This window comes from Desulforapulum autotrophicum HRM2 (genome assembly GCF_000020365.1).
GTDB lineage: Bacteria > Desulfobacterota > Desulfobacteria > Desulfobacterales > Desulfobacteraceae > Desulforapulum > Desulforapulum autotrophicum.
On record NC_012108.1, the window covers coordinates 2,032,714 to 2,057,832 of the forward strand.

Here is a 25,119-nt window from a genome sequence, read left to right on the forward strand (position 1 = left end):
GTTTATAAGGAGAGTTGTCATGGAGTTTACCACCATTGTTGTTATTCTGCTGGTCATTGCCTGTATTGTGGTGCTTTTTTTTATTGGTTCGTCGATTTCATTGTGGGTGCAGTCCCTGGTGTCTGGGGCAAGGGTTGGCCTTTTAAACATCGTGTTCATGCGTTTTAGAAAGGTCCCCCCCAAGCTGATTGTCACCTCAAAAATCATGGCAGTCAAGTCCGGGCTTGAGATCTCAACCGACGATTTTGAGTCCCATTACCTTGCAGGCGGTGACGTTTCAAGGGTGGTCAAAGCCTTGATTGCCGCAGACAAGGCTAATATAGATCTTCCCTTTAACCGGGCTGCCGCCATTGACCTTGCCGGCAGAAATGTTCTTGAAGCTGTGCAGATGAGTGTTAATCCCAAGGTGATTGAAACACCACTTATCGCCGCCATGGCCAAGGACGGTATTCAGCTTAAGGCTATCTCCCGGGTGACGGTTCGGGCAAACATTGACCGGCTGGTGGGTGGGGCAGGTGAGGAAACTATCCTGGCAAGGGTAGGCGAGGGGATTGTCACCACCATCGGGTCTGCCAATTCCCATAAGATGGTGCTTGAAAATCCTGATCTCATCTCCAAAACTGTTCTCTCCAAGGGGCTGGATTCCGGAACGGCCTATGAGATCCTCTCCATCGATATTGCCGATGTGGATGTGGGCAAGAACATCGGTGCAGAACTTGAAACCGACAGGGCCGAGGCAGACAAGAAAATTGCCCAGGCAAAGGCTGAGGAACGCCGTGCCATGGCCTATGCCATGGAGCAGGAGATGAAAGCCAGGGTCCAGGAGATGCGGGCTAAGGTGGTAGAAGCCGAGGCCCAGGTGCCCCTTGCCATGGCCGAGGCGTTCAGGCAGGGAAATCTTGGCATCATGGACTACTATCGCATGAAAAACATTGTTTCCGATACCGACATGAGGCAGTCCATTGCCACACCGGAAAAGGATGACCCAGATCAGCCCTAGGATTCCAGGAGGACCCCGTGAAATTTGAAAATATTGTTCCCATCCTTGTGATGGTCGTGTATGTGGCGCTGATTCTTTTAAAGCGACGCGGGTTAAAAGGTGCGGCTCCAGGCAAGGAGGGGGGCTCCAAAAAGGTTCCAGATACGGCACCCAGGGTGCCAGGACTGTTTCTAAAATTGGGAGAACGCCTTAAATCTTTTTTCTCAGAGCTTGAACAGCAGTTCAGAATCGAGGCTGAAAAGGCCCGGACAACTATCCTTGAACCCGACAAGCCCCAGGACATGATTGATCTTCCCGACGGGGAGAGTGATCTTCTCTGGAAAGAAGAACCCAGCATTCCCATGGTTGCCGGTGTAAAACATGAACTGCCCAGGCAGCGGATCAGGAAAAAAAAAGAAAAAACCTGCCGTTTGGGGGTGGATATTCGGCCCTGCCGACAAAAGATCCGCAGCGCCGTTGTCTGGTCGGAGATTCTTGCCCCGCCCCTTGCCATCCGACAGGAGAAAAGGCCCTGGGAAAATTGATGGAGATCTGTTTATTGCTCCTTGAAAAAAATCCATGTATCCATATGTTAAGTTTTTATGTCTTATCAAAAGGAGTTTGACTGTGGATATACTGGCGTTGAAGAAAGAGACAAATTTTACCCATCTCAACCTTTTTTCCATGCGATACAGGGATACAAGGGACAGCGAAAAATCCTGGATATTTGCCTCAAGGTCAAATAATCCCCAACCCTGTGCCGGTAATACACCCGTTCCCGATGCTGTGGTGGTTGTGCCTTTTCATATCGAAAAACAGCGGTTGGTGATCATCAGGGAGTTCAGGGTGCCCCTTGGGGGATATCAGTACGGGTTCCCGGCAGGGCTTGTGGACAAGGGTGAAAAGAGTGTGGTGGCGGCAACGAGAGAACTCTGGGAGGAGACAGGACTCACCCTGGTGAATGTCCTGAGACAGAGTCCCCCTGTATACTCTTCATCCGGCATGACGGACGAGTCTGTCTCCCTGGTGTATGCCGAGTGCCAGGGCGAGCCAAGCACCCTTGCAAACGAGGCATCCGAGGATATTGAGGTGATCATGCTGTCAAAGGAGGATGCAGCATCTCTTTTAAATACACCAGATCTTAAATTTGACGTAAAAACCTGGATTATTCTTTCCACTTTTGCAACTGCCGGCAGAATTTAACATGTTTGCAAATTTCATCTATTTTCTGGTGGCACTGATTCTGTACACCACCTGCGAGCATCCGGGTGCTTCTGCTGCCATGCCTGATAATGCCCTGGTATCTGCCCTTGTTCTGGCAATGGTGTTTGCCCTTGTCTGCCACATCTCGTTTAAGCGGCTTGCGGCAAGAACTTCCCCTGGCACAGGCGTGCTGCTTGACACCCGTTTGGAGCAGACCCTGTCACGCCTTTCCATCCTTGCCCTTTTTGTCTTTGCCGCTGACCTTTACATCCTGAAACTCAAACTTGCCCTTGCCGGTTTTCCACCTTTTGAGGTCTTTCCAACCCTTGAGGCGCTCGTGTTTCTCCTGGTTTTTCTCGGGTACCTTGTCATTGTCTGGACTTCGGCCTGGGGCGTTCAGAAACAATTCTTTTCCGGAACGGTTTCAAAAAAGAGCTTTGTACTCTCAAACATCTCTTTTTCCCTCCCGGCCCTTCTTCCCTGGTTTCTTCTTTCGATCATGGCTGACTTTATTCAAATTCTTCCCTTTGAGGGACCGAGAACCTTTCTGGCAACACCCCTGGGAGAAATATTGTATGTGATCTTTTTTCTGTTTGCTGTGGCCTCATTCGGACCTTTTCTGATCCAGAAACTGTGGGGATGTTCCTCCCTTGATCCCGGCCCCACAAGGGAGCGGATCGAATCCCTTTGCAATCTTGCCGGCATCGGTTGTGCTGACATCCTCAAATGGGAGCTTTTTGGCGGTTCCATGATAACGGCGGGGGTGATGGGGCTTGTTTCAAGGTTTCGCTATATCCTTGTCACGCCTGCCCTTGTTTCTCTCATGACCCCACGTGAGGTGGATGCGGTCATCGCCCATGAAATCGGGCATGTAAAAAAGCATCACATCCATTTTTATCTTTTTTTCTTTGCTGGCTATATAGCCTGCGTATATGCTCTTTTTGACCCCCTGCTTGTTCTGGTCTATGCCATGGATCCCCTGTCCTGGTTTGTCTCGTTTGTCGGCATGGAACAGGAAACGTTCTCCACGCTTGTTTTCAGCCTGATTCTTATTTTGCTTTTTATCCTTTATTTCAGGTTTGTGTTCGGGTTTTTCATGCGTAATTTCGAACGCCAGGCCGACACCTATGTGTTTTCACTTCTGGGCAGCGGGAGATCCCTGATCGATACCTTTTACAAGATTGCAAGGTTCAGCCGCACCTCACCGGATCGGCCAAACTGGCATCATTTTAACATCACCCAGCGTATTAATTTTCTCGAACGATGCGAGCTTGATCCCAGGGTTGTGAAAAAACATGACCGAAAGGTTCGTTACATGATTGTTGGCTACGCCATGGCCATGGTGGTTGTGGTGTTTGCTGGTTATTTTATTAATTTTGGCCAGGGCAGGGATGTGCTTGACAGTTATCTTACCGAACGGCTTTTACTTCAGGAGCTTCAAATTGATCCTGAAAATGCCGATGCCTACACCCTGATCGGTGATTACTACTATGGGAAGGAGATGTTTGAAAAGGCCATTCAGGCCTATGAAAATGTACTTAAAATAGCGCCCCGGAATCTTCACGCTCTCAACAATCTTGCCTGGCTTCTGGTCACCTGCAAGGATGACTCGTTTCAGGACCCTGAACGTGCCTTTACCCTTGCCCAGAGGGCCCTGGAGGTTGACAGACCCGCCCATGTGCTTGACACCTATGCCGAAGCGTGCTGGCGAAACGGCCTTAGTCGTGAAGCTTTGAAGGCATCCATGGAAGCCCTTGAAAAGGCCGAAGATCGCCGGAAGTATTACCTGGCCCAGGTTCAGCGGTTTAAAAACTAATAGGCGTTTCCTTGTTTATGGTCGTGGGCAGTTTTTGACCTGCTTTTTCTAAGCAGAGCCTCAAGGGCTGGATCAATGGGCTGCCCCATGAATTCAAGGTAAATTTGTCCGGGTATATTGTCCCCGGCACAGCGCCTGTCTGGCTCTTGATTGATCTGGCTCTTGATTGATCTGGCTCTTGATTTGATCTGGCGTTTGATTGATCTGGCGTTTGGGCTGTTTGGGGATTCAGAGGGATAGGCATTCATGGGTCTGGTATCAAAACGACAACAAGGAAAGCCTGGTCCCATAGTGGGAAAGACTTTCCTTGCTGTGGTGAAACTATAGCTTGTGTCGCAGGGTTTAGTGACCCATTGCAACCTTTGCAAACTCAGCAGCCTGGGGGTGTGCGTAGATGAGGATCAGGGCAACAACGAGTGCATAGATACAGAGGGACTCGATCATGGCAAGACCGATCAAAAGAGTAACGGTTACCTTTCCTGAAGACTCAGGATTACGTGCGATACCCTGAACAGCACCACTGAGGCCCATTCCCTGACCAATACCACAACCAAATGCTGCGACTCCAATTGCAATACCTGCGGCCCATACACATGCGGTAAAAAAATCCATTTTCTTCTCCTGTTACATTAAGATTATTGGGTTCATGCGGCTTCTTCCGGTCCCCGCATAACTATAAGCAGCTGTCAACACCATGTTGACAGCTTTAGTTCGTTTTCAATGGGCGTGTTCCATGGCGCCGGTAAAGTACATGACCGATAGCAGGAAGAACACAAATGCCTGAACAAGGGCTACAAAGATACCAAGTGCCATGATGGGAAGGGGAGCAAAAAAGGCACCGGCAAGGCCGAACAGAATTCCGAGAACCAGCTCATGGCCCATCATGTTTCCGAAAAGACGGAAGGAGAGGGAGAGTATTCTGGCAAAGTGACCGATGAGCTCAATGGGAAGGATAATGGGTATCATCCACCAGACAGGGCCAATGAAATGCTTGTAGTATTTTGCCCCGTGGTATTTAACCCCGATGACATGGGTAAATACAAAAACTGTCAATGCAAGGGCAGCAGTGGTATTGAGGTTGGCAGTGGGAGGAAAGAAACCGGGTACAAGGCCCACGAGGTTTCCTAAAAAGACAAACAAGAAGATGGACGCCACAAGGGGGAACAGCCATCTGCCTTCTTCACCGGTTACATCCACCATGAATTCTTCCAGGCCGGAAATCAAAACCTCAAAAACGTTCTGGACAGGGCCGGGAACCATCTGGGTGTTTTTTCCTGCGAGCCATCCCAGGATGATGAGGATCGCCATGACAACCCACATGTAAATGACATGGACATTACTGTGGGCAAAATGCCCCAATCCTATCATTTCAAACAATTTTACAAAGAATAGATATGGATGTTCCACTTACACAGCCTCCTTGATAATGAGTCTTGTTAATTCAAGTGCAGTTGCTGCAAAAAAGCTGGCAACCACCACCGAAAGACCTGCTATGAGGCCTAACGGATCAACAATATTTTTTGAAATAAGCAGGAATAACATTACCCCGCTCAGTATAAACCGAAGGTAGTATTTAATGATGACGCCGTGGATGATGGAACGTCCTGCTGCAACAACCTGGGAACTGTTCTTGAAGGCCCGACGGATGGTGTGCTGGAGGGCCTGGAAGTTGAGGGTCACAATGAGGCCGCCGCAGAAGATCCCCAAGGCAAAATGTCGTGGGGTGTTGATAAAGGCAAGCAGGCTGACGACGCAGAAAATGTACCAGTTGGATTTTGAGATAAAAAGTATCATGCGCTGTTGAATATTCATAATCTCTAAAGCTTTCTGCTCCGTTTTGCCGCCATGACAAGATTCCTGAATCCTGCCGCTATCCCGAGTCCAAGAAACACAAGGGTCAGAACCGGGGTGGTGTCAAATTTATTGTCCAGCCAGACACCAACGAAAAGTCCGATAAAAATTGAGATAGCTACTGAAAGTCCTAAACTGCTGTAGTAGGCAAGCTCCTTAATGTTCTTTGATGTCCCTTTTTTCATTTTAGGAGGAATTACCATATCAATTCTATCAAGTCAATGTGAAAAACAAATTATGTCACAACCAGATTGCCGCAGGAGTGGTCCTGACCGACTGTTCCCACAATTGCGGCGGCAATCCCCCTCTGGTTCATACGTTCAACGCAAGCCTTTGCGTTGTTTGAACCAATGGAAAAAAGCAGACCACCCGAGGTCTGTGGGTCGAACATTAGGTCCTGAACAATGGGGTCGATACCCTTGTCCATGGTTGTGTCCTTTTTGCAAAAGGACCGGTTTCGAAAGGTTCCAGCCGGTACCATACCTATCATTGCGTATTCCTTTGCCCCTTCTATAACGGGTACCTTGTCGGAGAAAAGGTGCATGGTTTTTTTTGATCCTCGGGCCATTTCAAGCAAGTGGCCAACAAGTCCAAATCCTGTGACATCGGTGCATGCGCTGACCGGGTAGTCAAGGAGGATCTCGCAGGCGATTTTGTTGAGCTGGATCATGGTGCTGACAAGACCTCTTATATGGCTGTCAGAGGCAAGCTTTCCCTTGACTGCCGTGGCAAGTATGCCCACGCCAACGGGCTTTGTTAAAATCAGCACCTCGTCTGTTCTTGCCCCCCTGTTGGTCAGCACCCGGTCGGGATGGACAAGGCCTGTGACAGACAGTCCATATTTGAACTCAGGGTCATTGACACTGTGTCCCCCCACAAGGGTTGCGCCGGCTTCTTCAATTTTGTCGATTCCACCCTGGAGCGTCTCCTGGAGTATGGCCTCGTCAAGATCCTCTTCAGGAAAGCAGACAATGTTCATGGCAGTCAGCGGGACACCGCCCATGGCATAAACGTCGCTCAGGGCGTTGGCCGCAGCCACCTGCCCGAATTCATAGGGTGAATTGGTGACCGGCGTCAGAAAATCCAGGGTCTGGATCAGGGCTGTGGTGTCGTTAATGCGGAACACGCCTGCATCATCACCGGTTTCAAGGCCCACAATGAGATTTGGGTGACTCTTGACCTTTAAATTTTTTACAATGCGATCCAGAACCTCTGGATCAATCTTGGCCCCTCAACCGGCTGCCTTTACCTTTTCGGTTAAACATACATTTTGTTGTGTCATTTTTACCCTCTAATTAGAGTCCGGTTTTGCTTGTTGACGTTATTTTGATAATGGCGGCGAATCTGCCTGTGGTGTTATTGTTCCTGTAAGAAAAAAAAGCATCGGCGGAACATTTGGTGCATACGCCTGCCAGGGTAATGTTTTCAGGTGCGACACCTTTGTTTATGAGCTGGTCCTGACTGATACGCCAGAAGTCAAAATGGTCTTTCTCGTCTTTATACTGCCACAGGTGGGCCGGGATTTCCTGGGTGTAGTTGATAAATTCAGAACAGCAGGGCCCCAGGGACGGCCCGATTCCGGCAAGGATATCTTTGGGATTTGATCCAAAATTTTCGTACATGGCATCGACACTCTTGCCGATGATGTTGCTGATGCTGCCCTTCCATCCGGAATGAATATTGGCCACCACCTTTTTTACCGGGTCCACAAGAAGAACCGGCTGGCAGTCTGCCACCTGGATGGCAAGGGCAAGGTTGGGAATGTTGGTGACCAGGGCATCGGCAACCTGAACGCCAACGGTGTCCCGGGTGTACTCGTCCCTGCTTCCCTGAAGGACGAGCACCGTGTCTGAGTGGACCTGGTTAAGATAGATGCAGGGGCTGTTGCCCAGGGTTTCAGCGATAATCTGCCTGTTCTTTTCCACCATTTGTCTGTCGTCTCCGGTGGAAAGCCCGACGTTAAGGGAGCCAAAAGGGGCGGCGCTCTGCCCGCCCATCCGGGTGAAAATTCCATGGACCACAAACGAAAGCGCTCTAAAGGGGTTGAATTCAAGGTGAAGCGTTCCCTTTTTTCCTCTGACCATTGTGGTGGCTGGTTTTTTATCCAAAGGTTTTTAATATCCTTTCAATAATAAGGGTGGTCGAGATTTCAGGTTCCAGTGTTATTCTTACAACCCTGCCGTTGTTCGCTTTTACAAAATCACCGCCTATGATTTTATCCTCGGACCAGTCTGCACCCTTGGCAAGGACGTGGGGGACGACCATTCTTATCAGGTCTTCAGGGTCGGGCTCGTCAAAGAGTACCACATAGTCCACACAGGCCAGGGCCGCAATCACCTGGGCCCGTTGGCGCTCGTTGATGATGGGCCGCTTGTCTCCCTTGATCTTTCGGACAGAATTATCTGAATTGAGTCCAAGGATCAGAATGTCTCCCTGGGCGGCTGCGGCCTCAAGATAGTTGACATGGCCAGCATGGAGGATATCAAAACAACCGTTGGTAAAGACGATTGTTTTGTTTCTATCCCGTTCTGCCTCAGCAATGGCTTTGATTTCAGATCGAAGGACAATTTTGTTTGTCAGCTTATTTTCCATGGGGGAGTGGTCCATCAATCTGTACAGTGTTTGGCGTTGTCCTGGCAGATTTTCTCGCTTTTTTTTTCTGCAAGCCTTGCCTTCCGGCGCCTGATAGCTTCCCTGTTTCGCCGTTTCTGATCGGCGGTCTTCAGGTTAAGGCGTGGCACGGGTACTGGTCTGAAATCGTCTCCAAGGGCAACAAAGGTCAGATAGGCTGATCCTGTATGGGTTTTCTTTCCCGTTAGCAGGTCTTCGGTTTCAACCCGAACCCCAATTTCCATGGACGTTTCACCCACATTGTTGATACTTGCCTGGAAGGTCACCAGATTACCAATCTGGACAGGGTTATGAAAGTCCAGGCGGTCAATGGAGGCTGTCACGCAGATTTTTTTAGTGTGTCTTACGGCAACTACACCTGCTGCATTGTCAATTTGTTTCATGATCACACCACCGTGGACCAGCCCGGCGGGATTGGCGTCCTGGGGTTGCATGACCTGTGAAAGGGTCACCGAGCTTTCTTCGATTGTTTTCGGGCTCATAAATGTTCCTCGTTACAGGTGTTGATATGAAAATTTTCAGTAATGAATAGCCTGTGATTAATAAAGGGTAACCCCTTACTTTTCTGGGGGGAATCCCAAAGTCTACCATTCTTATGGATATCATAAAGGCTCTATGGTTCTGAGCCGCTTAAAGATCACAAAAGAGAAGTCTTTCAATAACCAGGGAGAAAATGTAAACCATACGACTTTGGATTGCAAGCAGCATCTGGTTCTTATTTTAAAATGTGTGGAGATTTGCAGGAATCTTAAAGTGGCGAACAGCCATCAGGGGTTTCAACAGGGGACGGGCATTTGAAAAAAATAGCCTCGTTTTGTGATATGGATTGTGTTTCATGGTATTTCACTATGAAATTGATGGCGGAAGTGCATGGGAATCGAACCCACCCGGGACGGTTTTAGCGCCCCACATCGGATTTGAAGTCCCGACTTGGCACCTGTAAGTCCCTTGCTATTCCTGCCTATTGGCACTCTTACATTAATACAGTCAACATACGGTCAACAAAGTCTTCCTTTAAGTAGGTTCAGTTACCTGCCATTGCCTGGAAGCATCATAGCATATTATGCCGATACGTAAAGCCTGGAATGATGTGTTTATGAAGATGGTCAGCTTCAACAACCCCAGCATTAAGGTTGTCTCATGGAATAAATAGGAAGGGTGTTAAGAATATGTAGTCATGCTAGAATATCAATTACATTGCATCATAGATGGAAGTAGAGTCTCTTTTATTGTGGTCTACTGATAAACTTAAGGAGGCTAACAATGGCAGCTTCAACACTGATTGGAGATGGTAGGAAGCATCAGTAGTACCAAAAGATAACATAAGATGAAAAATTTTAGTCCAGTTATGGACGATGGGTTATCCCCTTAATGCGAACAATTATATTCCCCCATGAGTCCCTTTTTGATGCCCGAATAAAGGCGTTTGAACTACCCCTATATCACTCATTAAACAGCACGCAAACCCTTGATAAAAGGTCAAATACGAGCTCTGAGAGCAGGTGAGGGCAAGGGCTTTTCTCGTTCATCTCCAATTGACCGGGTGACACTCCATACCTCTTGGTGTCTCTGGTGTGTCTCTCAAGCTATACATTATGATACTGAAAAGGTGTACCCTATTCACAGGACTCTTGGTGTCTCACAAAGTCTATCTCAACAAAAAGAAACGTTATTCTCAAATAGTCCTAGACATGTTGAGATTGATTTGCTAGGGTCTTTTTCACAGGACATAGTAAATGAATTAACCAGCTATCAAGGAGAAGGACATGAAGGCAGCCAAGGGAATGAAGGTAGGTTACATCAGGGTATCAAGCACTGGACAGAACGTAGACAGACAGGTGGATGGATTCAACACTCTTGATCTTGATAAGGTGTTCACTGATAAGGTATCAGGTGCCACCACAGACAGGCCTGAATTAAAAGCCTGCCTTGAGTACCTCAGAGAAAATGATACCCTTTATATATACAGCATGGACCGGTTAGCAAGGAACTTGATTGACCTTCAGTGCATCGTCAATGAACTTACCGGGCGTGGTGTTAGTATCAAGTTTATCAAAGAGCAGCTTACCTTTGAACAGAATGGTGGGAACCCCATGAACACTTTATTGCTACAGGTCATGGGTGCCTTTGCTGAGTTCGAGAGAAGCTTGATCAAGGAACGTCAGATGGAAGGGATTCAATCAGCTAAAACCAAAGGTGTTAAGTTCGGACGTAAGGCAAAGCTTGCACCTGAGCAGGTAGCAGAGATTAAGACCCGGTTAGAAGCAAATCCTTTAGTGAAGAAAGTAGACTTGATGGAGGAGTATAGCATCAGCCGGGCGACCTTGTACCGTGTTTTAAGTTGCATCAATGGTAAGGAGAAAGCAGCATAGTATAAACAACATACAACCTGTTTAACCATTTAAGCCTCAGTGTGTCTCTATAGATGCTTGGGGCTTTTCTATTTCTGGCCTGGTTCTGTCTCACACGTGTGACAAAAAACATCCATGATTAAATATTAACAACCTGCCATATCAACCTTGATATGGCATTACATTGCATCAATAGATAAGAGCTAAAAGATAATCGTCAGCAATCTGCAACACCCACCACTCCACTCCATAAGCAAATTACAAGATCTATCCAATCAAGAAGCACACCAACCAAAGCCATCAAGTGGACAAAGACTGGTAGGGCGAAAGCTCATCCTCTCTTTGTTCGTTAATTAATAGGTCTCTCATGGGAGTCAAACATAAGGAGGATACATGACATTATTAAAATCTACATCAAGATCAACATCAGCAATAGAGCGCTTGATATTCAACACCTCTATTCAAGCCACTGACTTTACAATACTTGAGGGCATTTGTGGAGTCGGCAAGTCCACCAGAATGATCAAGTACATCAGGGAGAACATAGAGGAAAGATATTTGGTTGTATTGCCTTTGCTTGATGAAATAGAAAGGTATCAAGAAAAACTACCGGAGTTAACTTTTAAGGTGCCATTGGAAAACAATAGTACGAAGACAGAACAATTCAAGAATTTCCTCAGGGATAAGAGCAACATCCTTTGTACTCATGCCCTGTTTAGCCTTTGGGATACAGAGATTGAGGGGCTTATTGCGGAGGCCGGGTATCATATTATTATTGATGAAGAAGTCGGTATTATTGAATCAGTTGGTATCAATGCCAAAGTAATCGAGAACTTAATGAAGTTAAAATACATCAGTATTGATTCAGGCACAGGGCTTGTAACATGGGATTATGAAGAGTCTGGATATGATTATAACGGAGAGAAGGAACACCAAATGGTTATCAGTAAAGCTAAATCTGGTTCCTTGTACTGCTTTGATGATAAGTTCTTTGTGTATGAGCTACCCTATAGACTATTCATAATAGGGGATAAATACACGATTATGACCTATCTTTTCAAAGGGAATTTCATGGATGCCTATTTTAATAGCCATAGTATTAAGTACAATATTAAACAGATTGATCCAGAGGAAGCAAGGAGTATAAAGGAACGAGCCAGGGAATTGATTGAGTTTGTACCCATGACAGCCAACATGAAGAACATCTGCAATAAACATAAAAGGAGCAAGCCCTTCAGCAAGGGCTTTATTGAAAGGATGACTCATAAAGAACGAAAGTCTTTCTGTGATGGTATTAGGAACATAGTCTATAAGCGAGAAAAATACGATATAGAAAGGGTCATGATAACTTGCTTTAAGTGTTTTATGAAAACCGATGACGATAAAGTACCCAAGAAGAACATGATGCCAAGAAGCATGTATACGTGTTTGGTTCCTATGAATGCACGTGGAAGCAATCAATGGATTGACCGGGACTTCGTTATACACATGGTAGACCATTACCCTGAACCAAGCCTTGATAAATACATGCATGCAAGGTCTAATGGCTCTTACAATCCTGATATCTACGCATTGTCAATGCTTGTCCAGTACATATTCAGGTCTGCAATTCGGGATAAGAAGCATATAAAGCTTATGATATGTTCACCCAGAATGGAGAAGCTATTCAAAAACTGGTTAGCTAAGCCCGAGTAGTGATGTTAGATCAATGTTTTCTATGTTAGATTTGATTCATGAAATCATGTCGTTTTGAAACGACACTCAAGCTGGTGTAGTTGATCATGTAACTATTTGAATTTATTAATTATATTTCCACGACCCTTAAAGGAAGATTCTTAAATGATAGCTTTTGAGGGCCACTTTTAGAACCCTTAATCAAGATAGAAAATTCTGGCATGCTGCCATCCAAAGATACTTGTCGATGCAAGAGAGAACAAGCAACAACGGCTTTGTTGTTCTTTGATTGCTATTCTCATCTGCATCGTACTTGTCTATTTAAGAGAGTAGAGATGCAAGAACAAACAACAAACAAGATGCCAAGGAAGTCAGGCAAGACAAGCTAAGGGGGATTCTACTGCTTTTGAAACCCTGCTCCATGCAATGGAGAGTACAGAAGATGCAATCAATCATCAAGGGTAGAAGAGAAGCAGAAGAGGCATATATAAGGGGTAGTACCTTAAGGCTCAAGCCACTGCTTTCTTCTATCTACATATATTGAAGTGCTATAACATCCTATAAAACCTTAACCAGTGAAGAGGGGAACACAGAAGTAGTTCCCCAGCTATCTTCTCTTGATGTGTAGGACTCTCTATGCTGTTCCAGGTTCTCTATGCTCTTTTCTCTTGCCTCTATCTGTTATTTTTTAGAGAGTCAAGGACGGCAAGCCTCAATGATGAATGAGCCTAAGAATGACAACAGGTGCAGGGCGTATAGAAACTTCTTTACTTAAGTTCCACTGGCTGATACTAACTTATCGTCCAAGATTTTAAAAGGTTCTGGTGGCATCATGTGGTCTTAACTGAGGGCAATGCAAATGTTTATAGTTTTCAAACAATCAGTGCGTAGGGTGGCACTATTCAGCATCCTGTTTATTAATTCTATGTCTGTAGTCATTTTCCCAACCAACCAAGTCTCACATGAGAGATAAACAAGGAGAGATACAATGGGAACAGCAGCCATCATAGCAATCGCAGCAGTAGCAATCTTCTTTATCTGGAATACTAACAGAGCAAAGAACGTCATCAAGGCAAGACTCTATAAGGAGTACGGTTACGACCCTGAGATTGAGAAGCTGGGTGGCGCTGAGTTGATGAAGATGAACGACAGAATGGATGCAATGGGTACCCTTAAAGACAGCAGCTTGAAGACAGCTCTTGAATTATATCAAAAAAATAGTGGAATAGGCCAGGCATTAACTTCTGATCAATTTGAACTCATTGTTAGTACCAGTGGATTTAAAGATATTGACAGTCGATACAAAGCGTTAGGGTTAACAAATTGGGGAGCTCTTGCATGGCTATCGGCACAGCATGTAGGAAATGTTCTCAAATTGATGGAAGACGGTAAGAGTATCAGTACTTTGATTTATGACGTGACTGAAAAAATGGCTTGTATTGGCACCTTCATCTTTAACCAAGTTCCTGAATTGAAGCTTACTAAAAAGGATATGACACCAATAGAGAATGCTGCTCTTGCTGCAACCCAATGGCTCAATGAAACGGAATCCCCATAAGAGAGGGAAGAGAGAGAACTACTGATGGGCTGGAATTAAGTCCAGAGCGCCGTATTAACAGCAAGAGCAATGGCGGTATTCTAACTCAGAACACCTCATCAGCAACGCACACAGCCCTCTTTAAAACCCCATTCACAAGATGTGCATATCGTTGTGTCATCTCAATCGTGGAGTGCCCCAGCAGCTCTTTAAGGGTGTATATATCGACCTTCCCGGAGCTGGCAAGATAAGAGGCATAGGTGTGTCTCAGGTCATGGAACCTGATTGATATTCCTGCTCTCTTCCTGATCCTCTTCCATGTTTCATCAAAGGTGTTGTAATAATTACCAAGGGTAGAAGGGAAAACATAATCTGAGACCTTGAGTTTCCTACACCTCTCAAGGATCGTCATACAATGATTGTTAAGGGGTAAGGACTGAGCCTTCTTGCTTTTCGTATTCATGGCTTGAAGGGTCAGCAGATGATTCTCAAAGTCCACACTATCCCATGTCAATGACAAGACCTCTCCTTTACGTTTACCTGAGTACAGGGCAAACTTGATGACCAGGATAGCCCTTTCATTGTTCCATGTATCCAACACACTCATTAGTGACCTAAGCCCTGATTTGTCTAATGGATTATTGATCCTGTTGTCAAACATTGGAGCTTCAACGGACTTGCATGGGTTGCCCCCCTGATACAATCCTTGCTGCATAGACCAATTGAACACCCTTTTAATAAGGACAAGAACCTGTTTGATAGTGGCTGGTGCATAGTGGCCGCCCTTAGGTGTGTCTTTAGTTGCCATATGGTTCAAGATGTCCTGAACATGAGAAGGGGTGATCTTGTCCATCTTCATCCCCTTTAGGTGTGCGGAGATGTGAAGTTCCCATCTTATACGATCATCAATCCATGACCTTTTGTTTAAGCTTGCCCACGTCAGATACTTACTCCATACCCCATCAATGACCGGGGCTCTATGAATATTGAACACGTCTTCTTCAATGGACTGAGTCTTGAACTTAGCCTCAACCTTTTTCGCCAGCTCCAGAGTGTTGACTTGCTTAGACTTCCATTTGCCATTGGAGAGCTTGATTCTAACTTTGAATAGTTTGTTTGTTCTTAGGTTGTTGCCACACTTGCATCTTAATGTTTGAAGTTTGTACGTCTTGTAACATACTGGACAGCACAGATTGATTGCCATAACCCTATCCTTAATAGCTTTCCGGCTCTGTCACACAGTCAACATACAGTCAACTATCATGATAAAAGCCGGGTTAAACATAAGGTAACTGAACATCATTAGGAAGGTGCTGTTGGAAGTATGGTATGGATTGTATTCTAAAGGATTTCAATAGGTTGGAAATGGCGGAAGTGCATGGGAATCGAACCCACCCGGGACGGTTTTAGCGCCCCACATCGGATTTGAAGTCCGAGGGCCCCACCAGTGAGCCGCGCACTTCCGCATCAAGACGATGAAAAGCGATTATACCTGATAAGCCTTGTTTGTCAACCCTTAACAGGGATTAAAAATTTTAAATTCCAGGAAAAAAGCTGGAAATTATCTCGTCTTCATTTGTGTGCAATGAGCCACTCCGGGTCCTTGTCTCTATTTTGGTTGTATGGGCTCTGTTTTTTTCTGCCAGATAGGATGTGATCTTATGTTCAATTGTCTTAAATAATATTGTTTCAACTTTCGGGATTGGCCTGTGGCGGGTATTATTGAACTTTTTTCGGCTTTAAAAGGGGGTGTCATGGTCTCTACAATGAGGTCTCCTTGGCTGTATATAAATTTGATGGAGGGGATACCCCTCTTTTTATTTGCAACTTTTAGGTGTAATCCTTTTTGCAGAGACACCGGGGCTAAGTATAGCGAAATTGCCTCGGACATAGAGATATTGAGCTTGCTTAGAATTGTCTGAGCGTTTTTTCAGGATGACTTAAATTTTACGCCAACCGTTATTTGTGGTATTAGGGACAAAGTGTTGCTTTCGACATTACCTGTGATGATGAGTAATCCTGCTCGTCCCCATATGAAAAAATCCTTAAAGAAAAGTGGTTTTGAATTCAAACAAAATGCGCTACAAATATTGATTTGTATTTATGTTAATCCCGTGAGGCCCTGTGGGTGGGCAGCCCTTATAAACAAGAATGAATTGGTAAATGAACTGCATTCACTTGCTGCTGAGACCATACTCTGCATCAATAAGAGAATATTTTATGACTTTTTCCACACTGGGCTTATCTGCCCCTATCGTTAAAGCTGTGGCTGGGCAGGGGTATGAAACGCCATCGCCTATTCAGGTCAGGGCGATTCCTGCTGTGCTCAAAGGCAGGGATGTGATGGCTGCAGCGCAGACCGGCACTGGTAAGACCCTGGTTTTCACTCTGCCTGTTTTAGAACGGCTTTCGAAACTGGCCCCGGTTCAAGCGAATCAGGTGCGTGCCCTTGTTTTGGTGCCCACACGTGAATTGGCTGTCCAGATTGGTGAAAGCGTGACAACCTTTGGCAGGCATTTGCATTTACGTTCCACAGCGGTGTTTGGCGGTGTGAAGATAAATCCCCAGATGATGAAATTACGTGGAGGTGTTGATGTGCTGGTCGCAACACCCGGACGTCTGCTGGATCTCCACAGCAAAAATGCAGTGAAGTTTGACCGGCTGGAAGTACTTGTATTGGATGAAGCTGATCGAATGCTGAACATGGGGTTTATCCATGATATTGGGAAAATTATAGCTCTTTTGCCTAACCAGCGTCAGACCTTGATGTTCTCAGCGACCTTTCCTGATGAGATTCGTGATCTGGCCCGTGGGCTGCTCCATGATCCTGTTGAGATTTCGGTTGCACCTCCCAATTCTGTGTTGAAAATAATCAAGCAGTGGGTTTATCCGGTGGATCAGAATAAGAAGTCGGCATTACTCTCAAAATTAATTTGCGATAATCAATGGGAGCAGGTGCTTGTATTCAGTAAAACCAAGAATGGTGCAGACCGGTTGGTACGTCATTTGGAAAAAGAGGGGATTGACGCTGCGGCAATCCATGGCGATAAGAGTCAGGGTGCACGTACGAAAGCTTTGGAAAATTTTAAAAAGGGTACGGTTCGAATTTTGGTGGCGACGGACATAGCGGCCCGTGGGTTGGATATTTATCAGCTACCCCAGGTGGTCAATTTTGATCTGCCCCATGTGAAGGAAGATTATGTGCATCTTATGGGCCGTACGGGTAGGGCCGGTGCCCCCGGCCAGGTGATCTCTTTGGTTTGCGCTGATGAGTTTCAGCAGCTATCCGATATTGAGCGATTGATAAAGATGGTGTTGACACGCAAGATAATTGATGGTTTTGAGCCAATTCCTGCTTTACCCGAGTCAATTTTGGATGTTCGGCCATTTCGAGCCAAAAAACCGAAAAAATTTAAAAACCAGAAGCCCTGCGGGAGCGCTATTTGACCGAACCTGCAGCGTTGCCGGTCAATTGCGGTAGGCGACTATGACCTCATGCCCGTCGTCTTGCATATCCAGCCAACAACCGCTTACAACTTTTAGGTCCTATATAACCCACATGTCCTGCGGACACAACGAAATATGAAACACGATGATACAGGGCAGGCGATAGTACCATTCCGTCCTCTTTGGTTACCCTGACCGGAACGGTAAACGTCGGGGGAATTTCTGCCCTTCCAGACTAAAGCGCAGGAACTGCGGGCTAAAGTCCTCAAACAGCCTGCGCTTCTTAACGCCTGGAAGGGCAAAAATCCTAACCCCTTTGGTTTACAATGTTCCAGTCAGGGAAACCAAAGAGGGCTCTAAAGTCGAGACTTTCACAATGATGTTTCGACAAGAGTTTCTTATAAACCGGCACGGCCGGAACGAGGTATGGCTCCAGCCTCAACGAATTTTGAAACACCTTCATTGACAATGCTTTGGCGAGTGTTTCATATAAAAATGATGGACCAAATATTTTTAAAACATAAAGGCCCTTAGCGTTACGCTAAGAGCCTTTTAATTTCTGGCTGGGTGATAAGGATTCGAACCTTAATTGACGGAGTCAGAGTCCGTAGTCCTGCCATTGGACGATCACCCAATGAATTGAATGAACGCTTTATACCTTATGCAACTCTTCGAGTCAATAGGATATTTATTAAAAAAGTGGCAAATGTTTATGAGTGTGGTAAATTTAATAAGGGTTGTTTTATGCTCACTATTATTTGGGGAGGAATCATGACAATAAAAGTTCTCATCAAACGAAAAGTCCAGGAATCGAAAAGCAAAGAGTTGAATCTGTTGTTTGTTAAACTCCGGGGGCTTGCCATGGCGCAAAAAGGGTATATCGGCGGTGAGACGCTAAAGCGAGTTGATACGCCTGGTGAGTACCTTATTGTCAGTCGCTGGCAGAGCATTGACGACTGGACCCGATGGCTTGTGAGCAGGGAAAGGACAGACATCCAAGGGAAAATTGATGCATTGACCGATGCTGAGACCAAATTTGAAATTTATACGAATGGGTAGCTGAATCGGCAGCAGCCCATGGGCTGCTGCCTTTGGTTTCGTTAATTATGGATTTCTGACGGTTCTTTTTCCGGTGTTGCTTCTATTGCTGATGGAGCGTTTTCCGTTTCATGGGTTTGTTCTACTGCTACTGGAGCGTCTTTCTCTTCCAGTGAGGGTTCGATTGTCGCTGGAACGGGAACGCTTTGTTCTTCCGGTGCTGCTTCTAATGAGACTGGAATGGCTTCTTGTTCCTGAACTTGCCCGGGCAGGACGATTCTGGTTGACTTGATGTTTGTCAAAGCTTCATGGATGGTTTTTTCATAAAGGGAGATCGTTTCTTTCTCCTCTGGGGTTGTCGCAAAATAAGAGGCCTTGCCCACAAGGTCAATGATTGGTTGAAAATCAGGAAGGCCTTGTTCTTTGATTAGGGTGTTTGCCATGTCAAGGTAATAATTAAAGGTAATGGGAAAGACTTCCTGCTTTGAATAGATCTTCTGTGTCATTTTCGGCAGGTGGAGCCCTTCCAGGAGAATAACTTTTTGGGTGTTCTTGGGTGAAAATTGTCCTTTCCAGATTTCCACGCCGGCATTGGTTTGTTTGATGTAAAATCTTTTGGAGTTGTTGATACTTGCACCCACAGCCAGTGAAATTAACAGAACAAAAGCGATACCCGCAAGAATAGCTGCCATGGGTTTTGGTTTGGCGTCTGAAGTGTTGTTTTGTTTCTGAACCTGACTGGCAGTAGATTCAGCCTCCTTTGCCTCTTGCTCTGCAATTTCCCTGATAACCCTTTTGATTTCAATGGCTCTTTTAGCAGCCTCATCAGCCAGGCGTTTTTCTTCGGCCTTTTTAGCAGCCTCATCAGCCAGGCGTTTTTCTTCGGCCTTTTTAGCAGCCTCATCAGCCAGGCGTTTTTCTTCAGCCTTTTTAGCAGCCTCATCAGCCAGGCGTTTTTCTTCAGCCTTTTTAGCAGCCTCATCAGCCAGGCGTTTTTCTTCGGCCTTTTTAGCGGCCTCATCAGCCAGGCGTTTTTCTTCAGCCTTTTTAGCAGCCTCATCAGCCAGGCGTTTTTCTTCGGCCTTTTTAGCAGCCTCATCAGCCAGGCGTTTTTCTTCAGCCTTTTTAGCGGCCTCATCAGCCAGGCGTTTTTCTTCAGCCTTTTTAGCGGCCTCATCAGCCAGGCGTTTTTCTTCAGCCTTTTTAGCGGCCTCATCAGCCAGGCGTTTTTCTTCGGCCTTTTTAGCGGCCTGATCAGCCAGGCGTTTTTCTTCAGCCTTTTTAGCAGCCTCATCAGCCAGGCGTTTTTCTTCGGCCTTTTTAGCAGCCTCATCAGCCAGGCGTTTTTCTTCGGCCTTTTTAGCGGCCTCATCAGCCAGGCGTTTTTCTTCAGCCTTTTTAGCGGCTTCATCAGCCAGGCGTTTTTCTTCAGCCTTTTTAGCGGCTTCATCAGCCAGGCGTTTTTCTTCGGCCTTTTTAGCGGCTTCATCAGCCAGGCGTTTTTCTTCGGCCTTTTTAGCGGCTTCATCAGCCAGGCGTTTTTCTTCAGCTTTTTTAGCGGCCTCTTCAGCAAGACGTTGCTCTTTAGCCTTTTTAGCAGCCTCTTCGGCGGGTTGTTGTTTCTCGGCCTTCTTGTCCGTGGTTTTGGATGGGGTTTTTTTCGTTACCTGCTTTTTTGCCGTTTCGTTATTGGTCATTTTTTTGTCTGATTTTTTCTTGGCAGCAGTGGTTTTTGTTTTTGTAGTGGTTTTCTTTTTTGCAGCCATGGTTCCCCTTTTGCTGAAGTTGATTAAGAATTTTTTTGTTCGGACCGACACCTAATACAATTGAAAAAATAACCCAACACATATATAATTCAACGTATTTTGTAAATACTTTGTTGGTGGTTGAGGCGAGAGTCTTTTTTTTCTTTTTTTTGAGGGTCGGATGTCTGATAAGCTGAAAAATCTTGTTCACAGTCTCAAGGCGTATGGGAAAATTGCCATTGCTTTTTCCGGAGGTGTTGACAGCGCTTTTCTGGCGGCTGTGGCAAAAGACACCTGTGGGTCTTCCGTGGCAATTACGGTCAAGTCTGCGTTCCAATCCGGGCAGGAGGCTTACAATGCCGTTTGTATGGCTGAAGCGATTGGTATCCGGCATGTTGTTGTTCAGGCAGATGTGCTGGGAAATTCAAGGATTGTTAAGAATACAAGTGAGCGGTGTTATTTCTGCAAAAAAATGATTTTTTCCCTGTTAACGGACCGGGCTGACGAGCTGGGTCTGAAGACGATTGTTCATGGTGCTAATGTTGATGATTTGGCCGATTACCGGCCAGGGCTTAGAGCTGCCCGGGAAATGGGCGTGATTGCTCCCCTCTTGGACGCTGGGCTGACTAAGAACGAAATTCGTGATTTATCCAGGCGAGCCGGGCTTAAGACCTGGAATATGGACGCCCAGTCCTGCCTTGCCACCCGCATTCCCTATGGGGACACGATAACCCTTGAAAAGCTTGAAATGGTGGAAAACGGTGAACGTGTTCTGGGTGCCCTTGGATTCAGCGGTGCACGGGTTCGCTTCCATGGGGCGGTTGCAAGGATCGAACTTAAATCCCAGGCGGTGGGCCAGGGCCTGGAAATGAATAAGATTTCAGAAGAAAAATTGCGGCAAACAGTGGTTGAATCGTTTAAAAAAATTGGTTTTAAATATATCTGCCTGGATCTTGAAGGGTATGTCATGGGCAGCATGAACCGTTCCCTGGGCGATTCTTTTCTAAAGTGAAGAGCTGGTGGGCTTTTTTGGGGGGGAGATGGAGTGCGGGATATCTCTAGTCGTATTGTCGGATACCCCGCCAAAAAAGTCTATCCGACAATTTCCATGTCGTTGAAAAAATAGCCAATTTCAAAAGCTGCTGTCTCAGGGGCATCGGAACCATGGACAACATTTTTTTCAATATCCGTTGCAAAGTCCCTTCGAATGGTTCCCTCTTCAGCCTCTTTGAAGTTGGTGGCGCCCATGAGCTTTCGGTTTTTGGCGATGACATCGTCACCCTCAAGTACCATGACAACAATGGGGCCCGATGTCATGAACTCGGTCAGGCTGTTGAAAAAGGGTCGTTCCCGATGAACCGCATAAAACCCCTGTGCCTGCTTTTGGGTTAACTGCATCATTTTCAGAGCTGCAATATGAATTCCCTGGTCCTGGAATCGTTTGACAACTTCTCCAATTAGATTTTTTTTCACACCGTCGGGCTTGATGATTGATAAAGTTCTTTCCATGTTTTTATCCTTTTCTCTTGGGTTTTTTCGTGGTTTTCCTGCTCAATGGAACAGGTAAATTATCACAAAGATAGACGACAAGTCAACTCCTGGTTCTTGACAACCCATGGGTATGTGATTAAAATGTTTAAACCAGCAATCAACTGGGTCTTTAATAATCGAACAAGGAGAGTTTAACAATGATTGAGATGACAGATGCTGCAAAAACGCAGGTTCAAGAATATTTTAACGGAAAAAAACCTACTCCCATAAGGATATTCCTGAACTCCGGTGGCTGAGGTGGTCCTTCACTAGCCATGGCTCTGGATGAGCCTAAAGAAAACGACAACAGCTATGATGTTAAAGGGTTTAAGTTTGTTGTAGACAAGGAATTTATGGCACAGGCAAAACTCATTAAAATTGATTTCACGGGCATGGGCTTCAGCCTTGATTCAAAGCTTGACATGGGTGATTCTGCCTGCGGAAGCTGCGGTACAAAAGGCTCCTGCTGTTCCTGATTTTTATGCCTGATAGCTAAGATCCATAGAAAGTGCTCCCCAGTGGAGCACTTTTTGTTTCTCCCTCCTCTTTTCTTGACCAAGGAAGGCCCTTCATGGTAGCGTCACAAATTAAATAGTTTGCCATTCAACCTTACCATTCCGGAGTTCCCCATGAAAAAAATGTTTCTGCTGTTGGGTGTTTTATCCATTCCCTTGCTGCTTTGCATTGTTGCAGGGTGTGCAAAAGAGAAAAAGCCCGATATGAATGAACTCCTGCTCGGTACCTGGAGTCAATACAGAAACAAATCCCACCTTATTTTAATGGTCAAGGCCCAGGGGGGGTGGAATGCCGACGTGAGGGTGGAGGGAGCGACATCCAAGATAATTGAAAGAAAAGGTGCCGCTTCGGGTTCCTGGCAGCTGGTGGATAAACAGCTTGTCATAACCGTTGATGCATCCGATATTGAAGCGCTTTGGGGAAAAAAGAGTACAGTAGTGTGTGATATCCTTGAGTTGAACAAAGATGTGATGCATCTTCAATACGATGACGGGAGTGTCCAGATCTGGAAGCGGGCAAAGAGTACGCCAAAGGGGCAGGAGCAGGAAGACCTGCAGCGGATGATTAAAATGGCCCCGTTGGTGGTAAACCTCAACAAGATCAGATCCCATGATAAGGACAGGTTTCTGTGTCTTAATCTTGAGTTGAATTTGAAGTCGGCACTTCCCGACGTGCCTGTTCCAGTTCTCCACCCCCGGGCCAGAGAGGCTATGATCCTGTTTTTAAGTTCCCTCATCTATAAGGACGTCAAAACCCTGGACGGGGTCAAGCAGGTGATGAAAAACCTTGAGGTAATGCTCAACCCTTACCTTGACAATCAGCTGGACAACATAAAAATCAACCATGTGGTGATCTCCTCCAGCAAGGATAAAGTCCAGGAGTTTTTGATCGAACATGCACCACAACCCGAACCCGACGTCTTGCCGGACCAGGAGAACGAAAAAGGAGATAAATAATGGGAAAAACCATTGCTGAAAAAATTTTTGACGCCCACACGGTAGACAAACCCGGTGGAGATATTGTGGTGATCAATCTTGATGCCGTGTTCTGTCACGAAATCACCACCCCCATTGCCATCAACGATCTTGTGGCAAGGGGCAAAGATCGGGTGTTTGACCGGTCAAAAATCAAGGCCGTCATTGACCATGTGACACCTGCCAAGGATTCCAAGACAGCCTTGCAGGGAAAGACGTTAAGGGACTGGGCCAAGCGCCATGAAATCAAGGACTTTTTTGATATTGGCAGAAACGGGGTATGCCATGCCATTTTTCCTGAAAAAGGCTTTGTCCGCCCCGGGTACACCATTATCATGGGCGATTCCCATACCTGCACCCATGGGGCCTTTGGCGCCTTTGCAGCCGGAGTGGGCACCACAGACCTGGAGGTGGGGATATTAAAAGGAGTGTGCGCCTTTAAGAAACCCTTTTCCATGAAGGTGGAGATTTCAGGCACCCTTGGGGCCGGGGTGTATGCCAAGGATGTTATCCTGTCGATCATTAAGACCATCGGGGTTAATGGGGCAACCGACCGGGTTATGGAGTTTTCAGGTCCTGTTGTGGACCATATGACCATGGAAGAACGTATGACCCTGTGCAACATGGCTGTGGAAGCCGGTGCCACAAGCGGAATCTGCCCCCCGGACAGGGTTACGGTGGATTATCTCTGGCGGTTCATCAAGGATGATTATTCCTCAAAGGATGCTGCATTCGAGGCTTTTATGGCCTTTGCCCCGGACGCCGATGCCGTCTATGCCGATACCCTTAAAATCGACGTCACAACCCTTTCTCCCCAGGTTACCTTTGGTTTTAAACCCGACCAGGTCCGTTCGGTTGCCGAGATGGCGGGAACTCCCATTGACCAGGTCTACATCGGTTCGTGCACCAACGGCAGGATCGAAGATCTGAGGATCGCAGCCCAGATTCTCAAGGGTAAAACCATCAGTCCGGATGTCCGGGCCATTGTCTCGCCTGCTACCCCTGAAATCTTCTCCATGGCCCTTGAAGAAGGACTCATCAAGACCTTCATGGATGCGGGGTTCTGTGTGACCAACCCCACCTGCGGGGCCTGCCTTGGGATGAGCAACGGTATCCTTGCCCCGGGTGAAGCCTGCGCCTCCACCACCAATCGTAATTTCAACGGACGAATGGGCAAGGGGGGGATGGTTCACCTGATGAGTCCTGCCACGGCTGCTGCATCGGCCATTGCAGGCAAGATAGCTAACTCTGAAATCTTTTGTGAAAAATCGTGTGACAGGGGGATAAAGGGATGAAAAACTTTAGTGGCAGGGTCCTTTTTCTGGACAGGGACGACATTAATACCGATGAAATTATTCCGGCTAAGTATCTAACGGAAAGCACCAAAGGTGCCCTGAAACCCTTTATCCTTGAAGATCTTAAACTTGATGGGTTCGATCCGACAACCGATTGTACGGACCGGGCCGTTGTGGTGACCCGGAACAATTTCGGCTGCGGTTCTTCAAGGGAGCATGCGCCCTGGGTGTTTGAGATGAACGATATCAACATGGTCGTTGCAACAGGATTTGCAAGGATTTTCAGGCAGAATATGTTCAACTGCGGCATGATAGCCCTGACCCTTGATCCTGAAACCATTGACCATCTGTTTGAGCAATACAAGGGAACAGAAGCCACCATTACCACGGACCTTGAAGCCATGCACTTTACCATTGACAACAACCTCCATTCAGAAAAAATTCCTTTTAAGGTGAGTGAGTTTGATCTTGCCCTGGTCAGGGCAGGGGGGTGGGTCAATTATGCAGACAGCAACTACTAAGGAGAATGGAC

General features: G+C 46.4%; 26 protein-coding genes and 2 tRNA genes. 14 read left to right on the forward strand and 14 right to left on the reverse strand.

Going from position 1 to position 25,119, the window contains the following annotated elements; genetic code table 11:
• Positions 1–19: 19 nt before the first annotated feature.
• From floA to HRM2_RS08865, 4 genes are all read left to right on the forward strand, one after another.
• A complete protein-coding gene (gene floA, locus HRM2_RS08850) occupies positions 20–1,000 on the forward strand; it encodes a flotillin-like protein FloA (protein WP_015903666.1) in 981 nt (326 codons plus the stop codon).
• Between the two features lie 17 nt (positions 1,001–1,017).
• Positions 1,018–1,524 carry a hypothetical protein gene (locus tag HRM2_RS08855; RefSeq protein ID WP_015903667.1) on the forward strand — a complete coding sequence of 169 codons (507 nt, stop codon included), beginning with the start codon at positions 1,018–1,020 and terminating at the stop codon, positions 1,522–1,524.
• An 82-nt stretch (positions 1,525–1,606) separates the two neighbouring features.
• Positions 1,607–2,182: an NUDIX hydrolase gene (locus HRM2_RS08860; protein ID WP_041273162.1), complete on the forward strand. Its 576-nt coding sequence runs from the start codon at positions 1,607–1,609 to the stop codon at positions 2,180–2,182.
• A 1-nt stretch (position 2,183) separates the two neighbouring features.
• On the forward strand, positions 2,184–3,998 hold the full coding sequence (locus HRM2_RS08865) for a M48 family metallopeptidase (RefSeq protein WP_041273803.1): 1,815 nt from the start codon (positions 2,184–2,186) through the stop codon (positions 3,996–3,998).
• Here HRM2_RS08865 and HRM2_RS08870 read toward each other — a convergent pair.
• The 9 genes from HRM2_RS08870 to HRM2_RS08910 all read right to left on the reverse strand — a co-directional run bounded on the left by HRM2_RS08870 (position 3,995) and on the right by HRM2_RS08910 (position 8,962).
• Positions 3,995–4,246, reverse strand: a complete 252-nt coding sequence (locus tag HRM2_RS08870; protein WP_015903670.1) for a hypothetical protein — start codon at positions 4,244–4,246, stop codon at positions 3,995–3,997. The genes HRM2_RS08865 and HRM2_RS08870 overlap by 4 nt on opposite strands.
• 94 nt (positions 4,247–4,340) lie before the next feature.
• Positions 4,341–4,610: an ATP synthase F0 subunit C gene (gene atpE / locus HRM2_RS08875; protein ID WP_015903671.1), complete on the reverse strand. Its 270-nt coding sequence runs from the start codon at positions 4,608–4,610 to the stop codon at positions 4,341–4,343.
• Positions 4,611–4,715: 105 nt separating this feature from the next.
• Entirely contained in the window at positions 4,716–5,405 is a 690-nt protein-coding gene (gene atpB, locus HRM2_RS08880; protein WP_015903672.1) for a F0F1 ATP synthase subunit A, read from the reverse strand.
• On the reverse strand, positions 5,406–5,792 hold the full coding sequence (locus HRM2_RS08885) for an ATP synthase subunit I (RefSeq protein ID WP_232364234.1): 387 nt from the start codon (positions 5,790–5,792) through the stop codon (positions 5,406–5,408). It abuts the gene before it with no gap.
• A 23-nt stretch (positions 5,793–5,815) separates the two neighbouring features.
• Complete coding sequence (locus HRM2_RS08890) at positions 5,816–6,034, reverse strand: AtpZ/AtpI family protein (protein ID WP_041273164.1); 219 nt, start codon at positions 6,032–6,034, stop codon at positions 5,816–5,818.
• 50 nt (positions 6,035–6,084) lie between these two features.
• Complete coding sequence (gene selD, locus HRM2_RS08895) at positions 6,085–7,131, reverse strand: selenide, water dikinase SelD (RefSeq protein ID WP_083776550.1); 1,047 nt, start codon at positions 7,129–7,131, stop codon at positions 6,085–6,087.
• A 13-nt stretch (positions 7,132–7,144) separates the two neighbouring features.
• Entirely contained in the window at positions 7,145–7,957 is an 813-nt protein-coding gene (pgeF, locus tag HRM2_RS08900) for a peptidoglycan editing factor PgeF (RefSeq protein WP_232364235.1), read from the reverse strand.
• Positions 7,950–8,441, reverse strand: a complete 492-nt coding sequence (gene rfaE2, locus HRM2_RS08905; RefSeq protein ID WP_041273804.1) for a D-glycero-beta-D-manno-heptose 1-phosphate adenylyltransferase — start codon at positions 8,439–8,441, stop codon at positions 7,950–7,952. Before rfaE2 ends, pgeF begins: the two co-directional genes overlap by 8 nt.
• Positions 8,442–8,455: 14 nt before the next feature.
• Complete coding sequence (locus HRM2_RS08910) at positions 8,456–8,962, reverse strand: acyl-CoA thioesterase (RefSeq protein ID WP_015903678.1); 507 nt, start codon at positions 8,960–8,962, stop codon at positions 8,456–8,458.
• A 1,284-nt stretch (positions 8,963–10,246) separates the two neighbouring features.
• Here HRM2_RS08910 and HRM2_RS08920 point away from each other — a divergent pair.
• The 3 genes from HRM2_RS08920 to HRM2_RS08930 all read left to right on the forward strand — a co-directional run bounded on the left by HRM2_RS08920 (position 10,247) and on the right by HRM2_RS08930 (position 14,063).
• Positions 10,247–10,852, forward strand: a complete 606-nt coding sequence (locus tag HRM2_RS08920; protein WP_015903680.1) for a recombinase family protein — start codon at positions 10,247–10,249, stop codon at positions 10,850–10,852.
• A 372-nt stretch (positions 10,853–11,224) separates the two neighbouring features.
• Complete coding sequence (locus HRM2_RS08925) at positions 11,225–12,526, forward strand: hypothetical protein (protein ID WP_015903681.1); 1,302 nt, start codon at positions 11,225–11,227, stop codon at positions 12,524–12,526.
• A 967-nt stretch (positions 12,527–13,493) separates the two neighbouring features.
• A complete protein-coding gene (locus HRM2_RS08930) occupies positions 13,494–14,063 on the forward strand; it encodes a hypothetical protein (RefSeq protein WP_015903682.1) in 570 nt (189 codons plus the stop codon).
• A gap of 85 nt (positions 14,064–14,148) precedes the next feature.
• On the opposite strand, the gene HRM2_RS08935 is transcribed toward HRM2_RS08930, so the two are convergent.
• Together HRM2_RS08935 and HRM2_RS08940 are read right to left on the reverse strand one after the other, a co-directional pair.
• Positions 14,149–15,246: a tyrosine-type recombinase/integrase gene (locus HRM2_RS08935; protein WP_015903683.1), complete on the reverse strand. Its 1,098-nt coding sequence runs from the start codon at positions 15,244–15,246 to the stop codon at positions 14,149–14,151.
• A 162-nt stretch (positions 15,247–15,408) separates the two neighbouring features.
• Positions 15,409–15,506, reverse strand: a tRNA-Sec gene (locus HRM2_RS08940).
• 756 nt (positions 15,507–16,262) lie between these two features.
• Here HRM2_RS08940 and HRM2_RS08945 point away from each other — a divergent pair.
• The gene (locus HRM2_RS08945) at positions 16,263–17,489 is read left to right on the forward strand and encodes a DEAD/DEAH box helicase (RefSeq protein WP_049770423.1); all 1,227 of its coding nucleotides are present in this window, start codon (positions 16,263–16,265) and stop codon (positions 17,487–17,489) included.
• 560 nt (positions 17,490–18,049) lie between these two features.
• Here the strand turns inward: HRM2_RS08945 and HRM2_RS08950 are convergent.
• Positions 18,050–18,123 (reverse strand) — tRNA-Gln (locus HRM2_RS08950).
• 137 nt (positions 18,124–18,260) lie between these two features.
• On the opposite strand from HRM2_RS08950, the gene HRM2_RS08955 reads away from it, so the two are divergent.
• Complete coding sequence (locus HRM2_RS08955) at positions 18,261–18,548, forward strand: antibiotic biosynthesis monooxygenase family protein (protein WP_041273806.1); 288 nt, start codon at positions 18,261–18,263, stop codon at positions 18,546–18,548.
• Positions 18,549–18,589: 41 nt separating this feature from the next.
• Here the strand turns inward: HRM2_RS08955 and HRM2_RS25105 are convergent, their stop codons facing one another.
• Positions 18,590–20,293: a putative plasmin-sensitive surface protein (Pls family protein) gene (locus HRM2_RS25105; RefSeq protein WP_015903686.1), complete on the reverse strand. Its 1,704-nt coding sequence runs from the start codon at positions 20,291–20,293 to the stop codon at positions 18,590–18,592.
• Positions 20,294–20,453: 160 nt separating this feature from the next.
• Here HRM2_RS25105 and larE point away from each other — a divergent pair, with 160 nt between their 5' ends.
• The gene (larE, locus tag HRM2_RS08970) at positions 20,454–21,284 is read left to right on the forward strand and encodes an ATP-dependent sacrificial sulfur transferase LarE (protein ID WP_015903687.1); all 831 of its coding nucleotides are present in this window, start codon (positions 20,454–20,456) and stop codon (positions 21,282–21,284) included.
• An 80-nt stretch (positions 21,285–21,364) separates the two neighbouring features.
• Here larE and ndk read toward each other — a convergent pair whose 3' ends face one another.
• Positions 21,365–21,781 (reverse strand): nucleoside-diphosphate kinase, encoded by a 417-nt coding sequence (gene ndk, locus HRM2_RS08975; protein ID WP_015903688.1) that lies wholly within the window; start codon positions 21,779–21,781, stop codon positions 21,365–21,367.
• Between the two features lie 296 nt (positions 21,782–22,077).
• Here ndk and HRM2_RS27605 point away from each other — a divergent pair, with 296 nt between their 5' ends.
• The 4 genes from HRM2_RS27605 to HRM2_RS08995 all read left to right on the forward strand — a co-directional run bounded on the left by HRM2_RS27605 (position 22,078) and on the right by HRM2_RS08995 (position 25,108).
• Positions 22,078–22,278, forward strand: coding sequence for a hypothetical protein (locus HRM2_RS27605; RefSeq protein WP_015903689.1), 201 nt, complete (start codon positions 22,078–22,080; stop codon positions 22,276–22,278).
• 153 nt (positions 22,279–22,431) lie between these two features.
• The gene (locus HRM2_RS08985) at positions 22,432–23,274 is read left to right on the forward strand and encodes a flagellar basal body-associated FliL family protein (RefSeq protein ID WP_015903690.1); all 843 of its coding nucleotides are present in this window, start codon (positions 22,432–22,434) and stop codon (positions 23,272–23,274) included.
• On the forward strand, positions 23,274–24,587 hold the full coding sequence (locus HRM2_RS08990) for a 3-isopropylmalate dehydratase large subunit (RefSeq protein WP_015903691.1): 1,314 nt from the start codon (positions 23,274–23,276) through the stop codon (positions 24,585–24,587). The genes HRM2_RS08985 and HRM2_RS08990 overlap by 1 nt, the downstream gene beginning before the upstream one ends.
• Positions 24,584–25,108, forward strand: a complete 525-nt coding sequence (locus tag HRM2_RS08995; RefSeq protein ID WP_015903692.1) for a 3-isopropylmalate dehydratase small subunit — start codon at positions 24,584–24,586, stop codon at positions 25,106–25,108. Before HRM2_RS08990 ends, HRM2_RS08995 begins: the two co-directional genes overlap by 4 nt.
• Positions 25,109–25,119 lie beyond the last annotated feature (11 nt).